Source organism: Tsukamurella sp. 1534 (assembly GCF_000312385.1).
In the GTDB taxonomy this organism is placed as follows: domain Bacteria; phylum Actinomycetota; class Actinomycetes; order Mycobacteriales; family Mycobacteriaceae; genus Tsukamurella.
Genome location: NZ_HE997626.1, coordinates 233,253 through 247,503, shown reverse-complemented (window position 1 = coordinate 247,503; position 14,251 = coordinate 233,253). Strand labels below are relative to the sequence as shown.

General features: G+C 71.3%; 17 protein-coding genes and 1 pseudogene. 10 read left to right on the top strand and 8 right to left on the bottom strand.

Annotated elements, in window-relative coordinates; all coding sequences use genetic code 11:
* Positions 1 to 29 precede the first annotated feature (29 nt).
* The 3 genes from BN39_RS01205 to BN39_RS01195 all read left to right on the top strand — a co-directional run bounded on the left by BN39_RS01205 (position 30) and on the right by BN39_RS01195 (position 2,270).
* On the top strand, positions 30 to 521 hold the full coding sequence (locus BN39_RS01205; protein ID WP_019200525.1) for a nitroreductase family deazaflavin-dependent oxidoreductase: 492 nt from the start codon (positions 30 to 32) through the stop codon (positions 519 to 521).
* A gap of 73 nt (positions 522 to 594) precedes the next feature.
* Positions 595 to 948 carry a PadR family transcriptional regulator gene (locus tag BN39_RS01200; RefSeq protein ID WP_019200524.1) on the top strand — a complete coding sequence of 118 codons (354 nt, stop codon included), beginning with the start codon at positions 595 to 597 and terminating at the stop codon, positions 946 to 948.
* A gap of 56 nt (positions 949 to 1,004) precedes the next feature.
* Positions 1,005 to 2,270, top strand: coding sequence for a permease prefix domain 1-containing protein (locus tag BN39_RS01195; RefSeq protein ID WP_237741652.1), 1,266 nt, complete (start codon positions 1,005 to 1,007; stop codon positions 2,268 to 2,270).
* On the opposite strand, the gene BN39_RS01190 is transcribed toward BN39_RS01195, so the two are convergent.
* On the bottom strand, positions 2,263 to 3,201 hold the full coding sequence (locus BN39_RS01190; protein ID WP_019200522.1) for an AraC family transcriptional regulator: 939 nt from the start codon (positions 3,199 to 3,201) through the stop codon (positions 2,263 to 2,265). The two genes, BN39_RS01195 and BN39_RS01190, sit on opposite strands and share 8 nt — an antisense overlap.
* Positions 3,202 to 3,282: 81 nt before the next feature.
* On the opposite strand from BN39_RS01190, the gene BN39_RS01185 reads away from it, so the two are divergent.
* The 3 genes from BN39_RS01185 (at position 3,283) to BN39_RS01175 (ending at position 5,984) form a co-directional block, all read left to right on the top strand.
* Complete coding sequence (locus tag BN39_RS01185) at positions 3,283 to 3,726, top strand: anthrone oxygenase family protein (RefSeq protein WP_019200521.1); 444 nt, start codon at positions 3,283 to 3,285, stop codon at positions 3,724 to 3,726.
* Positions 3,727 to 3,804: 78 nt separating this feature from the next.
* Positions 3,805 to 5,499, top strand: a complete 1,695-nt coding sequence (locus tag BN39_RS01180) for a fumarate hydratase (protein WP_019200520.1) — start codon at positions 3,805 to 3,807, stop codon at positions 5,497 to 5,499.
* A gap of 86 nt (positions 5,500 to 5,585) precedes the next feature.
* The gene (locus BN39_RS01175; RefSeq protein ID WP_040766322.1) at positions 5,586 to 5,984 is read left to right on the top strand and encodes a GtrA family protein; all 399 of its coding nucleotides are present in this window, start codon (positions 5,586 to 5,588) and stop codon (positions 5,982 to 5,984) included.
* 54 nt (positions 5,985 to 6,038) lie between these two features.
* Here BN39_RS01175 and BN39_RS01170 read toward each other — a convergent pair whose 3' ends face one another.
* A complete protein-coding gene (locus BN39_RS01170; RefSeq protein ID WP_019200518.1) occupies positions 6,039 to 6,641 on the bottom strand; it encodes a bifunctional 2-polyprenyl-6-hydroxyphenol methylase/3-demethylubiquinol 3-O-methyltransferase UbiG in 603 nt (200 codons plus the stop codon).
* A 122-nt stretch (positions 6,642 to 6,763) separates the two neighbouring features.
* Between BN39_RS01170 and BN39_RS01165 the strand changes: the two genes are divergently transcribed.
* Entirely contained in the window at positions 6,764 to 7,345 is a 582-nt protein-coding gene (locus BN39_RS01165) for an NPCBM/NEW2 domain-containing protein (RefSeq protein ID WP_148281384.1), read from the top strand.
* Between the two features lie 41 nt (positions 7,346 to 7,386).
* Here BN39_RS01165 and BN39_RS01160 read toward each other — a convergent pair whose 3' ends face one another.
* Together BN39_RS01160 and glpX are read right to left on the bottom strand one after the other, a co-directional pair.
* Complete coding sequence (locus BN39_RS01160; protein WP_040765727.1) at positions 7,387 to 8,793, bottom strand: class II fumarate hydratase; 1,407 nt, start codon at positions 8,791 to 8,793, stop codon at positions 7,387 to 7,389.
* A gap of 81 nt (positions 8,794 to 8,874) precedes the next feature.
* Positions 8,875 to 9,894, bottom strand: a complete 1,020-nt coding sequence (gene glpX, locus BN39_RS01155) for a class II fructose-bisphosphatase (protein WP_019200515.1) — start codon at positions 9,892 to 9,894, stop codon at positions 8,875 to 8,877.
* A 111-nt stretch (positions 9,895 to 10,005) separates the two neighbouring features.
* On the opposite strand from glpX, the gene BN39_RS01150 reads away from it, so the two are divergent.
* Positions 10,006 to 10,647 carry a DUF4245 domain-containing protein gene (locus tag BN39_RS01150; protein WP_159103216.1) on the top strand — a complete coding sequence of 214 codons (642 nt, stop codon included), beginning with the start codon at positions 10,006 to 10,008 and terminating at the stop codon, positions 10,645 to 10,647.
* Positions 10,648 to 10,650: 3 nt separating this feature from the next.
* On the opposite strand, the gene BN39_RS01145 is transcribed toward BN39_RS01150, so the two are convergent.
* From BN39_RS01145 to BN39_RS01135, 3 genes are read right to left on the bottom strand one after another with little or no spacing between them, the layout of a single operon-like run.
* On the bottom strand, positions 10,651 to 10,869 hold the full coding sequence (locus BN39_RS01145; protein WP_040765726.1) for an exodeoxyribonuclease VII small subunit: 219 nt from the start codon (positions 10,867 to 10,869) through the stop codon (positions 10,651 to 10,653).
* A gap of 1 nt (position 10,870) precedes the next feature.
* Positions 10,871 to 12,148 (bottom strand): exodeoxyribonuclease VII large subunit, encoded by a 1,278-nt coding sequence (xseA, locus tag BN39_RS01140; RefSeq protein ID WP_040765725.1) that lies wholly within the window; start codon positions 12,146 to 12,148, stop codon positions 10,871 to 10,873.
* On the bottom strand, positions 12,145 to 12,798 hold the full coding sequence (locus BN39_RS01135) for a lipid droplet-associated protein (RefSeq protein ID WP_040765723.1): 654 nt from the start codon (positions 12,796 to 12,798) through the stop codon (positions 12,145 to 12,147). Before BN39_RS01135 ends, xseA begins: the two co-directional genes overlap by 4 nt.
* A gap of 59 nt (positions 12,799 to 12,857) precedes the next feature.
* Between BN39_RS01135 and BN39_RS01130 the strand changes: the two genes are divergently transcribed.
* Positions 12,858 to 13,808: a 4-hydroxy-3-methylbut-2-enyl diphosphate reductase gene (locus tag BN39_RS01130; RefSeq protein WP_019200510.1), complete on the top strand. Its 951-nt coding sequence runs from the start codon at positions 12,858 to 12,860 to the stop codon at positions 13,806 to 13,808.
* A gap of 41 nt (positions 13,809 to 13,849) precedes the next feature.
* Positions 13,850 to 13,978, top strand: a pseudogene (locus BN39_RS23770) (DivIVA domain-containing protein); the annotation flags it as partial.
* Positions 13,979 to 14,007: 29 nt separating this feature from the next.
* Here BN39_RS23770 and BN39_RS23355 read toward each other — a convergent pair.
* Positions 14,008 to 14,251 (bottom strand): hypothetical protein (locus BN39_RS23355; protein WP_040765721.1); only part of this gene is annotated, 244 nt, incomplete at its 5' end.

Genomic DNA, 14,251 nt, shown 5'->3' with positions numbered 1-14,251 from the left:
TCGCGGCGCACGGTGGCTAGCGTTCCGGTATGACACTCGGAACGGTCGATCGATGGACCACCCTGCGGGCCCGCGCGAACTCCTTCGCCACCACCCGCCTGGGCCCGGTGGCGCGTGCCGCGACCCGCGTGCACTCCCGTCATCCGGACAGTCCTGCGGCCGTGCTGATCACCCGGTTCTGGCTCTCCGCACCGGTACTGCGCCTGACGGTGCGCGGCCGCACGTCGGGTGAGCCGCGCACCGTCTCGCTCATGGCGGTGTTCCGCGGTCCCGACGTCGTCGTGATCGGCGGGAACGCCGGCGCTCCACGGACGCCGAACTGGTTCCGCAATCTCCGCGCCGCGGGGGAGGCGACCGTCGAGGTGGACGGCCGGTCCTGGCCCGTGTTGTTCCGCGAGGTCCGCGACCCCGCCGAGGTCGAGGACTGTCGGCGCCGGTTCGCCGAGGTCTACCCGGGGATGCTCGTGTACGCGGCGCACTCGCCGCGGGTCTTCCCGGTGGGGGTGCTGAGCCCCGCCTGACCGGGCCCGTTGCCATACCTAGAACCACAAGGTACAACTGATACCAAGCGGTTCTAGGTATGGAGGACGACGCGTGCACATCGACAAGGACCTGGTCGCGGCCTCCGCGACGCCGATGGTCCTCGCCATCCTCTGCGAGGGCGAGACCTACGGCTACGCGATCCTCACGCGGGTGCGTGAGCTGTCCGGCGGGAAGCTGGAGTGGTCCGACGGGATGCTCTACCCGCTGCTGCACCGGCTGGAGCGGCTCGGCCACGTCACGCACCGGTGGGAGACCGCGGACACCGGGCGCCGCCGCAAGCACTACGCGATCACCGCCACCGGCCGCGCGGCGCTGGCGGAGCGGCGCAGCCAGTGGCGCGCGGTGAGCGAGGCCCTCGACGAGATCTGGCTGGAGATCGCCGAGCCCCGGAAGGGTCTCGCGTGAGCGGCGTGGACGCCCAGGTCCAGCAGTGGCGCGGGTACCTGGAGGGCCGCCGCCGGATGCGCGCCGACGAGGTGGACGAGCTCGAATCGCATCTGCGGGAATCGATGCAGGACCTGGAGGAGCGCGGCCTCGACGCCGACGAGTCGTTCCTCGTCGCCGTGAAGCGGATGGGCTCGACCGATGCGATCGCGCACGAGTTCGCCCGCGAACACTCCGACCGGCTGTGGAAGCAGCTGGTTCTCGGCGGCCCCGTCGAGGAGGCCGGCCGGCGGCACGAGCTCGCCGTGGTGCTGGCGCTCGGCGTCGCCGCCGCGCTGTCGACGGTGGCCTCGGTCCACCTGCTCGGCGACGCGGCACCCCGGTTCCTCGGGTTCGCCGTCGCACCGTTCCTGGCCGGCTACTTCGCGTGGAAGCGGGAACTGTCGCGGCGCACCGTCGCGGCGCTCGCGGGTGTCTTCGCGGTCCTCGCCGCCGTGCTCGCGCTGTACCCGTTCCGTGCCGGCGGCGACACCGAGATCCTCACGGCCATGGCGGTTCCCGCGGTGCTGTGGTGCGGCGTCGCCGTCGCGTACACGGGCGGGGAGTGGCGCTCGGCGCCTCGGCGGATGGACTTCGTGCGGTTCACCGGCGAGTTCGTCATCTACTTCGTGCTCATAGCCCTGGGCGGGGGCGCCGTCACAGGCCTCGCCGTGGGGGCGCTGTCCGCCGTCGGCATCGACGCCGAGGTCGCGGTGGGGGAGTGGATCGTGCCCGCGTGCGCGGCGGGCGCCGTGCTCGTGGCGGCCTGGCTCGTGGAGGCGAAGCAGGAGGTGATCGAGAACATCGCGCCCGTGCTCACCCGCATCTTCACCCCGGTCACGCTGCTCATGCTGGTCGTGGTGCTCGGGGCGTTCGCTTCCCGGCCCGGGCTGGTGGGTGCCGACCGCGACCTGCTGGTGCTGATGACGGTGGTCCTCGTGCTCGTCGTCGGACTACTGCTGTACGCGGTCTCGGCCCGCGATCCCCGTCGCCGGCCCGACGTGTTCGACCGGCTGCAGGTGGCCCTGGTGGTGGCCGCCGTGGTCGTGGACGCGGTGGTCCTGGTCGCGATGGTCACCCGGATCGCCGAGTTCGGCACGTCGCCGAACAAGGTCGCCGTGCTCGGGCTGAACCTACTGCTCGTGGTGGTGCTCGTCCGCTCCGCCTGGCTCGGGCTCGGATTCTGCCGTGGGACACGGAGGTTCGGCGACGTGGAGGAGTGGCAGACGGCGTCGCTGCCCGCGTTCGCGGCCTGGGCGGCCGTGGTGGCGCTCGCCTTCCCGCCGCTGTTCGGTTTCATCTGACGGCGGCCGTCGTCTCCCGGCGCCGGTACTGCGACGGACTCATCCCGTGGTGGCGCTTGAACGCGGCGCTCAGCGCGAACGCCGATCCGTAGCCCACGCGCCGGGCGACGGCGTCGAGCCCGTCGTCGGACGAGGTGAGCGCGTCGGCCGCCAGGGTGAGGCGCCACCGCGTGAGGTAGCCGCCCGGTGGATCGCCCACCGCCTCCCGGAACCGGGCCGCCAGGGTCGCCCGGGACACGTGCAGCGCGGCGGCGAGCGAGGCCACCGTCCACGGTGCCTCGGGCGACTCGTGGATGAGGTCCAGGGCGCCGGCCACCGTCTCGTCGACGGTGCCCGACAGCCAGCCGCGGCCGGTCGTGCGCGCCGCGGCGCGGATCGCGGAACAGACCACGACGTCGAGCAGGCGGTCGATGACGAAGCTGTGGCCGGGCCGCGGATCCTCCAGTTCGCGGCGCAGAAGCCCGAGTAGCGCCTCGTCGACCTCGCCGGGCGGCAGCACCGTGAACTCCGGGAGTTGCCCGACGAGGTGCCGGCCGACCTGGGACGCCGACGCGTACGTGCCCACCAGCAATTGGTCCGGGCCGTCGTCGTGGTTGCCCCAGGTGAGCAGGCCGCGGTGCGTCGTCGACCGCATCGACTCGGTGAGCGGTACGCAGGTGCCGCCCTGTTCGATCCGGACTGTCGGCGGGCGGCCGGGTTCGTCGGCGACGACGTACCGCGGCCCGTGCGCGATCAGCGCGACCGCGCCCGCGTCGAGCCGGATCCGCTCGCCGCCCGCCGCGTCGATCCAGGCGGCGCCCCGGTCGACGGCGATCGCGGTGAGCGGCGCACCGTCGTCGACGTCCACCGACCACGGAGGCGCCATCGAGAGGCGCAACGAGAACAGTCCGTGGGCGCGGAGCCCGGAGACCATGCGGAAGAGCGGATCCACGCCCTCCAGGCTAGACGAATGCGTATGGATACACCGCATCCGCGTATGGATTCCGCTAACGCGGCCACTCATGCTGGAGGCATGACACTGAGACTCCTCCTCGGATCCGCGGCCCTGCTCAGCGCCGTGCTGACGGGCTTCTACTTCGCGTACGCCACGGTGATCACGGCGCAGCGCGCCGCCCCCGACGGTGCCGAGGCGATGCGCAGGATGAACGCCGCCGTCGAGCGGCCGCCCTTCATCGCGGTCTTCCTGCTGGGGGCGCTGCTGGCGTTCATCGCCCTGATCCGGCTGGTCATCGGGGGTGGCGTGGATGTCCGGACGGTCGCGGGGGTGGCGGGCGCGGTCGCGGCGATCGCCGCCCTCGCGCTGACGATGGCCGTCAACGTGCCCCTCAATCAGCGCTTGGCCGCGGGCACCGTCGAGTGGGTGGAGTTCGCCCGGACGTGGGGCGCGTGGAATCTGACCCGGATGTGGTTGTGCGCCGCCGGGACGCTCGGCCTCGCCGTCGCGGCGCTGCGGTGAGCGCACCGTCGGGCACGGTTCCCGCAGGTAGGGCAACCTAACCAGGACCGCCGATATGCCGGGGAATACCCTCGATACGTGACTTCGAACAGCCCCGAATTCATCTATTCAGACCTGCTGCCCATCGGCCCGGATCAGACGCCGTACCGACTGATCACCACCGAGGGCGTGTCCACGTTCGACGTGGACGGGCAGAAGTTCCTCAAGGTGGAGCCGGAGGCGCTGCAGAAGCTGACCGCGGAGGCGATGCACGACATCAGCCACTACCTGCGGCCCGCGCACCTGAAGCAGCTGCGCAGGATCATCGACGACCCCGAGGCGTCGGGCAACGACCGGTTCGTGGCGCTCGACCTGCTCAAGAACGTCAACATCTCCGCCGGCGGGGTGCTCCCGATGTGCCAGGACACGGGCACCGCCATCGTCATGGGCAAGAAGGCCGAAGGCGTGCTCACCGGCGTCGAGGACGGCGAGTGGATCTCCCGCGGCGTGTACGACGCGTACACCAAGCTCAACCTGCGGTACTCGCAGAACGCGCCGATCACGATGTACGAGGAGAAGAACACCGGCACCAACCTGCCCGCGCAGGTGGAGATCTACGCCACCGAACAGGGGCCGAAGGGGCCGGAGTACAAGTTCCTGTTCATGGCCAAGGGCGGCGGCTCGGCCAACAAGTCGTTCCTGTTCCAGGAGACGAAGGCGATCCTCAACCCCGATCGCATCCTGAAGTTCCTCGACGAGAAGATCCGTTCGCTCGGCACGGCGGCCTGCCCGCCGTACCACCTGGCGATCGTCATCGGCGGCACCTCGGCCGAGTTCGCGCTCAAGACCGCCAAGTACGCCTCCGCCCATTACCTGGACGAGCTGCCCGAGTCGGGTTCGATGGCGGCACACGGGTTCCGGGACAAAGAGCTGGAGGAGAAGGTCTTCGAGCTGACCCAGTCCTTCGGGATCGGTGCGCAGTTCGGCGGCAAGTACTTCTGCCACGACGTCCGCGTGGTGCGCCTGCCCCGGCACGGCGCCTCGCTGCCCGTCGCGATCGCGGTGTCCTGCTCCGCGGACCGCCAGGCCCTGGGCAAGATCACCGCCGACGGGGTGTTCCTCGAGCAGTTGGAGACCGACCCGGCGCAGTACATGCCGGACGCCGGTGTGGCCGAGGACATCGAGGGCGGCGCGGTCGTGGAGATCGACCTGAACCGGCCGATGCCCGAGATCCTCGCGGAGCTGTCGAAGTACCCGGTGAAGACGCGGCTGTCGCTGACCGGCCCGCTCGTGGTGGCCCGGGACATCGCGCACGCCAAGATCAAGGACCTGCTGGATTCGGGCGCACCGATGCCGCAGTACCTGAAGGACCATCCGGTGTACTACGCCGGCCCCGCGAAGACCCCCGAGGGCATGGCGTCCGGCTCGTTCGGCCCCACCACAGCAGGCCGCATGGACAGCTACGTGGACCAGTTCCAGGCCGCGGGCGGCTCGATGGTGATGCTGGCCAAGGGGAATCGCTCGAAGCAGGTCACCACGGCCTGCGACACCTACGGCGGCTTCTACCTCGGCTCGATCGGCGGCCCCGCGGCGCGGCTGGCGTTGGACTGCATCAAGTCGCAGGAAGTGATCGAGTACCCCGAGCTCGGCATGGAGGCCGTGTGGAAGATCGAGGTCGAGAACTTCCCGGCGTTCATCGTGGTCGACGACAAGGGCAACGACTTCTTCACCGATCCGTCCGGTGAGGTCGCGCTTCCGCTCAGCGGCATCCGGATCCGCTCCAAGGAGCGCTGACCCGCACCCGTAGCGCGCACTGTGACGGAACCGTGGAGGGTCGCAGTGGTGTTCGTGTGCGCGTCGCGGGGACGGAGGAGGAGTTCGTGACGCAGGCACCCCTGATCCGGCGGCTGGCCGCGTTCGGCGCCGTGGGCCTGGCCGGAGCGGCCACTGATTTCGGTGTGCGGCAACTGCTCCTGGAGATCGGCGCGGCGCCCACCGCGGCGCGAGCGGTGAGCTACATCGCGGGCAGCACGGTGGCCTACTACCTCAACAGCCACTTCACATTCGCGGGCGACCGTTCCCGGCTGGAGAAGACGCGCGCCGCCGTCGTGTACGCGGTGTGCTTCGGGCTGGCCGTCGTCGTGGACCTGATCGTCCGGAAGACGCTTCCGGACGCACCGCACGTCCTCGTCGTGTCCTGGGTGATCTCGCAGGCCGTCGCCACCGGGGTGAACTTCGTGCTGCAGTCGGTGTGGGTGTTCCGGGCACACCGGGAGTGACAGCGGGCCGCGACCCGCCCGACGGGGGCGGGGCACGGCGTGGGCCCGCGGCGGTTACCCGGCAGTCGGGCGGAGCACCGTGACAGCGAAATCGGCGCCGTCGTGCCAGGGTTTCACGTCCCACGTCGCGAGCCGGATATCGGTGCGCAGGCCGGCCTCGGCGGCGAAGGCGTCGAGCGCCTCGGGGGAGAGACCGCGGTCCACGTGGAACCCCACGATCGCGAACCCGCCGGGCGCGAGATGGCGCCGGAAGTTCTCCAGCACCGAGACCTCGGTGCCCTCGGCGACGAACACGAGCACGTTCCCGGCGCACACGATCGCGTCGAACGGCTCGGCCTCCCCGTGAGCGGCGAGATCCATCTCGGCCAGATCCTGCACGATCCAGCGCGGACCGGGATGGTCGGCCTCGGCTGCGGCGATCAGCTTCGGGTCCACGTCCACCCCGACCACGTCGTGCCCCACGGAGTGCAGGTAGCCGCCGATGCGGCCGGGCCCGCAGCCGGCGTCGAGGATGCGCGCCCCGCGCCCGACCATCGCGTCCACCAGCCGGCCCTCGCCCGCGAGGTCGGCGCCCTCCCGCGCCATCGAGCGGAACCGCTCGATGTACCACTCGCTGTGGCCTTCCTTGGTGTCGGTGAACCAGCGCGGGGTGCTCATATCTCGAATCTACTGATCCCGTCCCGGCCCGCCCCACCCCGATCCGGGAGAGTGCAACCCCTACTGTCGGAGAACGCCCGACACGGTCCCACTGACAAGCGGGGCGCACTAAACTCACGCCGGTGAGATGGAGACCGAGTTTCACACCGGTGGCGTGCCTGGTGGGCATGGCGATCGTCGGGTGCGGTGCGCCGTCCCCGGCTGCGCAGAGCCCCGGGCACGGCGTCCCCGTCCACGAGCTGGAGGTCGCTCAGATCGGCGCGGCGAAGCGCCCGGCGACCACCACCCCGGTCGGCACCCCGCTGTACGCGCGGTTCGCGACCGGCACCGCACTGGGCGCCACCGGCCAGGCACTCACCGCGTCCCTCGGGGGCGTCACCTACCGCGGTGCCACGGGCGTCTGGGTGGGTTGCGAGGGCACCGCGTCGACGGCGCTGTTCGGTCTCGGCGGGGAGTTCTCCACGCTCACCGGCGTACTGGGGCTCCAGCCGCACACTCCCGCCGCGCTGGCGGTGCGGGTGTCCGTCATCGTCGACGGGGACACCCGCCTCACCCGCGTCCTGCGCCGGGACACCCCGCCGGTCACCGTCTCCGTCCCCGTCGGGGACGCGCGCTCGGTCACCGTCGCCGCGCTCGCCACCGAGGGCGAGTGCGCCCCCGCCCCGGCGCCCTACGGGGCGATCGGTGCGGCCTCCCTGATCTGACCTTCGACGGTGCCGGGCGCGTGCCCGGCACCGTCCGGGCTTCAGCGTTCGCGGTCGAGGTTCGCCATCTTCAGCACGTCGAGGCGCCGGTCCAGTTCCTCCAGCGACAGGTCGTCGCCGATGAGCCCGCGGTCGATCACCGTCTGCCGGATGGTCTTCTTCTCCTTCAGCGCCTGCTTCGCGACCGCCGCCGCCTCCTCGTAACCGATGGCCGAGTTCAGCGGCGTCACGATCGACGGCGACGATTCCGCGAGCGTCCGCAGCCGCTCCTCGTTCGCCTCCAGCCCCTCGATGCACCGGTCGGCGAACAGCACGGACACGTTGGCCAGCAGCTTCACCGACTCGAGCACGTTGCGCGCCATCATCGGGATGTACACGTTCAGTTCGAAGGCGCCGTTGCCGCCGCCCCACGCCACCGCGGCGTCGTTCCCGATCACCTGCGCGGCGACCTGCGTAACTGCTTCGGGCAGAACCGGATTCACCTTTCCGGGCATGATCGAGCTGCCGGGTTGCAGGTCGGGCAGGGCGATCTCGCCGAGGCCGGTGAGGGGGCCGGAGCCCATCCAGCGCACGTCGTTCGCGATCTTGGTCAGCGAGATCGCGACGGTCCGCAGCGCCCCGGACAGCTCCACCAGCCCGTCGCGCGCCGCCTGTGCCTCGAAATTGTCCTTCGCCAACCGGATCTCGTCCACGCCGGTCAGCTTCACCAGTTCCGCCACGACGAGGGAACCGAACCGGTCGGGCGCGTTGAGTCCGGTGCCCACCGCGGTGCCGCCGATGGGCACCTCGCCCACGCGGGGAAGGGTCGCCCGCACCCGCTCCACGCCGGCCTCGATCTGCCGGGCGTAGCCGCCGAACTCCTGGCCCAGAGTCACCGGCACCGCGTCCATCAGGTGGGTGCGACCGGACTTCACCACGTCGCGCCACGCCGTGGCCTTCGCCGCCAGCGCCGCCTGCAGGTGTTCCAGCGCGGGCACGAGCGAGGTCACGGCGGCCTCGGTGGCGGCGACGTGCGTCGCCGTGGGGAAGGTGTCGTTCGAGCTCTGCGACATGTTCACGTCGTCGTTCGGGTGCACCGCGACGCCGTTCGCGCCGGCGATCGACGCGATCACCTCGTTGGTGTTCATGTTGGAGCTCGTGCCCGAGCCGGTCTGGAACACGTCGATCGGGAACTGGTCGTCATGCGCGCCGTCGGCGATCTCCCGCGCCGCCGCGATGATCGCCGCCGCCTTCTCCGGCGCCAGCAGCCCCAGGTCCTGGTTCACCTGCGCGCAGGCGGCCTTGAGCAGCCCCATGGCGCGGATCTGCGCCCGCTCCAGCGGCCGGAAACTGATGGGGAAGTTCTCCACCGCGCGCTGCGTCTGCGCCCGCCACAAGGCGTCCGCGGGGACGCGGACCTCGCCCATCGTGTCGTGTTCGATCCGGTATTCGCCGTCAGAGTTAGCCATACCTAACCCTAACCCCGGCCGTGGGCCGGGGTCAGGGTTGTGTGGGAAGGATCTCGGCGGGAATACCGCGGGGCGCGGGGCCTACTTCTCCTCGAACATCGGCGCGTAGGTCTTGAGCTTGCCCAGGCGGTGTGTGGCGTCCACCATGCGCACGGTCCCGGACTTGCTGCGCATCACGATCGACTGCGTGGTGGCGCCGTCCGCGCGGTACCGCACACCGCGCAGCAGGTCGCCGTCGGTCACGCCGGTCGCCGCGAAGTACACGTGCTCGCCGCGCACCAGGTCGGTCGTCGTGAGCACCTCGGTGGGATCGATGCCGAGGTCGGCGAGGCGCCGCTTCTCCTCGTCGGACGACGGGGCGAGCGTGCCCTGGAACTCGCCGCCCATGCAGCGCAGCGCGGCCGCGGCGATGATGCCCTCCGGGGTGCCGCCGATGCCGACCAGGATGTCGGTCTTCGCCTCCGGGCGCGCGGCGGCGATGGCGCCGGCCACGTCACCGTCGGAGATGAGCCGCACGATCGCGCCCGTCGCGCGGATGTCGGCGATCAGCTGCTCGTGCCGAGGCCGGTCGAGCACCGTCAGCGTCACGTCGGTGACCTTGATGCCCTTGGCTTTCGCCACCTTCGCGATGTTGTCCGCGATGGGGGCGTTGATGTCGATGACGCCCGCGGCCTCGGGGCCCACGGCGATCTTGTTCATGTAGAACACGGCGGACGGGTCGTACATCGCGCCGCGCTCGGACACGGCGAGAACCGCGATCGAGCCGGGCATGCCCTTGGCCATCAGCGTGGTGCCGTCCACGGGGTCCACCGCGACGTCGGTCGACGGTCCGAAGCCGTTGCCCACCTCCTCGCCGTTGTACAGCATGGGCGCCTCGTCCTTCTCGCCCTCGCCGATCACGACGACGCCGCTCATCGAGACCGTGGACACCAGCTGCCGCATGGCGTCCACGGCGGCACCGTCGCCGGACTCCTTCTGGCCGCGTCCCACCCAGCGGCCCGCGGCCAGCGCGCCCGCCTCGGTGACCCGCACGAGCTCCATGGCCAGGTTGCGGTCCGGGGCGATGGGGTTCTGATCGGAACGATCGTGCGTGTCGGACATGCGGCAATCCCTTCAGCGGTTCGGCACGGGCGGGTGTGGCGCCCCCTGCTCTGCCGCGATTCTTCCATGCCGCCTCGGATGCTCCGCCGGGCCTTCGGGATACTGGACGTCGTGGCTGAGAAATCTCGACTCCTGCAGGGCCGGCGCGACCTGGTGCTCACGATGGTGCCCCTGATCGCGCTGTGCCTGCTCGCGGTCTTCGCGTCGGGGAATTTCCGCTTCGGGTTCGGTGCGAACCCCGACGAGGAGACGGTCGACCCGATCGATCCGAAGTCCGTCTACGCGCTCTCGGCGCAGAACCTCCGCTTCCCCGTGCGGATGCCCGCGGGCCCCGGCGTCGAGAACGGAGTGCCGGCGGAGTGGAAGGCCACCGCCACCCGCGACGAGGACATCACCGGCGGCACGGTGTTCACCGTCAATTACGTGACGCCCGAGAAGAATTCGCTTCAGGTCTCGCAGTCGAACGCGCCTCTGCCGAACGTCGTGGAATCCGTCTTCGGTGCCCGCGCCTCGCAGTCGGGCACGATCCCCATCGGCGCCAGGACGTGGGCCGTGTACGGGCCGAACGAGAAGAACCGCAGCGCATGGGTGCTCAACGAGACGGGCGCGGTCGTGGTGTTGTACGGGTCGGCGACCGTGCCGCGGTTCACCGAGATCGCGACCGCGATCCAGGATCAGCAGCCGCTCCCGGCCGCTGCCGGCGGCGCGGCCCCGCCGGCCGACACCCCGGCGCCGGCCGGCACGCCGAACTAGCGCCTACTCCTCGGCCTCGCCGAGCGCCTTCTCGATCCGCTCGCGGGCGCCCGCGAGGTGCTCCTCGCAGCGCTTGGCGAGCGCCTCGCCGCGTTCCCAGAGGCTCAGCGACTCGTCCAGGTCCAGGCCGCCCTGCTCCAGCAGCCGCACCACACCGGCGAGCTCGTCGCGGGCCTGTTCGTAGCCCAGCTCGGCCACGGGGGTCGACTCGTCTGCTGCCAACTCAGTTCTCCTCGGTTTCGGGGGACAGTCGTTTCACGCCCATCACGGCGGCGGTCGCGGCACCGTCGGGCACGCGGACCCGCAGCTGCGTGCCGGGCGCGATGTCGTCGATGCTGCGGATCACCGGGTTCTCGCCGTCCGGCGTCACCTTCTGCACCACCGCGTAGCCGCGGGCCATCGTCGCGGCGGGGCCGAGAGCGGTCAGGCGCGCGGCCAGGTGTCGCACGGTGTCGGACTCGCGGTCGACGGTGCGCCGCACGTCGCGCCGCACATCCCGCAGCAGGCGGTCCACGTCGTCGGCCCGGTCGTCGACGATGCGCGTCGGGTGGGCGAACACGGGGCGCGAGCGCAGGGCGTCGAGGGCGTGGGTCTCGCGGGAGACCCAGCCGCGCAGCGCCGCCGCCGCCCGTTCGCGGAGCTCGACGACACGGGCCAGTTCGGCGCCCACGTCGGGCACCACGCGCTTGGCCGCGTCCGTCGGTGTGGCGGCGCGGACGTCGGCGGCGTGGTCGCACAGCGGGTTGTCGGGCTCGTGTCCGATCGCGGACACCACGGGGGTCCGGGCCGCGTGCACGGCCCGGCACAGCGCCTCGTCGGAGAACGGCAGCAGATCCTCCACGCTGCCGCCGCCGCGGGCCATGATGATCACGTCCACCTCGGGGTCGGCGTCGAGCGCGTGCAGTGCGGTCACCAGCTGCGGCACCGCCGACGGTCCCTGCACCGTCGCGTACTCGGCGCGGATCCGCACGGCCGGCCACCGGCTCTCGGCGATGGACCGCACGTCCCGCTCGGCCGCGCTGGCGCGGGCCGTCACCAGCCCGACGGTGCGCGGCAGGAACGGGAGCGGGCGCTTGAGCCGCGGGTCGAACAGGCCCTCGGCGTGCAGCAACTGCCGTAGCCGCTCGATTCGGGCGAGCAGCTCACCGATGCCCACGGCGCGGATCTCGGTGATCCGCAGGGAGAGCGAGCCGCGGCCGGCCCAGTAGGTGAACTTGCCGCGGACGATCACCTGGGTGCCCTCGGTGAGCGGCACCTCGGACCGGTCCAGCACCGCGGGCAGGCAGGTGACCTGCAGCGAGACGTTGGCCGACGGGTCGCGCAGCGTGAGGAACGCGGTGCCGCCGCCGCGCCGGTTGAGCTGGGTGATCTGGCCCTCGACCCACACCTCGCCGAGGCGGTCGATCCACTGCGCCACCTTCATGGAGACGACGCGCACGGGCCACGGGTGCTCCGCCGTGGAAGGCCCGCCGCCCGACGGCGCTGCCGGGGGAGTGGTCACCGATGGAGGCGGTTCTCGAGCATCGTGAGGAACGGCGCCCGCGAGCGATGACCGCGCTCGTACTCGACCAGCGACCGCAGGTCGTCGGCGCTGAGCCCGGGCAGGCGGCCGCGGAGCTGCGCGAGGGTCAGTTCCGTGTAATCGATCCGGCGGGCCGCGTCCGGCAGGTCAGCATCGGCCTCGACCGTCGCGGTGCCCGCGGGCGACGGGGCCGGGGCGGGGGAGCTGTAGAGCGCGTAGCGGCCCGCGCCCGACGGTGCCTCCTGCTCCGGAGCGTCCTCGGCGGCGGCCGGGGCGGGGTCCTCCGCATCGCGTGGCGGCTCAGGGACCGCGGGGGCCTCGGCGCGACGAACGTCACCGAAACCCGCCTTCGGCGGATCCGGCAGGTCGAGGTCGACGTCCTCGTCGTCGTCGAAGGTCGCCCACGCGGCCTTCTCCTCCTCCTTCGCGGGGAAGATCGTCTCGATCGCGGCGTCACCGCGAACGGCCAGGTCGGCGAGGTCCTGCTGCATGCGGATGAAGGCCTGAGCGGACAGGCTGCCGAGGGTGACCGGTGCGGTCACGGCCCCTGTGACGATCTCCTGGCCCTTCTCGGCGGCGAACGAGACTGCACCGGCCGCGACGCGGACCATGAACGGTAAACGGCTCATGTGTCCAGGGTGCCTCATCGAGGCAGCGGTGTCGCCGTCAGGTGCCGTAGCCTGGAGGCATGAGTTCTGGCAAGCGGGTCCTGCTGGCCGAGCCGCGTGGCTACTGCGCGGGCGTCGACCGTGCGGTGGAGACGGTGGAGAAGGCACTCGACAAGCACGGCGCCCCGGTGTACGTGCGCAAGGAGATCGTGCACAACCGGCACGTCGTGGAGACGTTGCAGGACAAGGGCGTGATCTTCGTCGACGAGGCCGACGAGGTGCCCGAGGGCTCGCTGCTGGTCTTCTCGGCGCACGGCGTCTCCCCGGCGGTGCACGCCGGTGCCGCCGAGCGCAGCCTCCGCACGATCGACGCGACGTGCCCGCTGGTCACCAAGGTGCATCAGGAGGCCAAGCGCTTCGCCCGTGACGACTACGACATCCTGCTCATCGGCCACGAGGGTCACGAGGAGGTCGAGGGCACCGCGGGCGAGGCGCCGGAGCACGTGCAGCTGGTCGACGGCCCGGACTCCGTGGATTCGGTCACGGTGCGCGATGAGGACAAGGTCATCTGGCTGTCGCAGACCACGCTGTCGGTGGACGAGACCATGGAGACGGTGCGCCGCCTGCGGGAGAAGTTCCCGAAGCTGCAGGATCCGCCGAGCGACGACATCTGCTACGCCACCCAGAACCGCCAGGTCGCGGTGAAGGCGATGGCGGCCCAGTGCGATGTGGTGATCGTCGTGGGGTCCAACAACTCGTCCAACTCGAAGCGGCTGGTCGAGGTGGCGCTTCAGGCCGGCGCCCGCACGTCGTACCTGATCGACTACGCCCGCGAGATCGATCCCGCGTGGCTCGAGGGGGCGCAGACGGTGGGCGTCACCTCCGGCGCATCGGTGCCGGAGATCCTGGTCAAGGGCGTCGTCGAGTACCTCGACGGGGAGGGCTTCTCCGACGTGGACACGGTCACCACCGCCAACGAGACCCTCGTCTTCGCCCTGCCGCGCGAGCTGCGGCCCCGCGCCCGCGCTTGATCGACGCTTCCGTCGACGCACCTCGTTCTACGCTGGGGCGCATGGAGCCCCTGACGCCCGACCAGGTCCACAACGTGCACTTCTCCAAGCCGCCGATCGGGCGGCGCGGGTACAACGAGGACGAGGTCGATGCGTTCCTGGACCGCGTCGAGGAGTCTCTGCGCGAGCTGCACGCCCGGCTGGCCCGGTACGAGGGCGGTCAGTCCTTGTAGCGGTACCGGCGGATCTGCCGCCGTTCGGGAGCCGGCTCCGGCTCGGTGAAATCGTCACGGAAGTTGGTCTCCGGCTGCTCGTCGCGCTGGGGCCGGTACCGCGGCGCCCGGTAGTGCTCGTACCGTCCGGGAGCCGACGGGGCGTCCCCGGTCCGGCGCGCGCGGTCGCCGTCCTTGCCGAGGCTCGGCAGGTCGGGCTGCGCGGCGCGGCTGCCGGAGATGCGCGGCAGC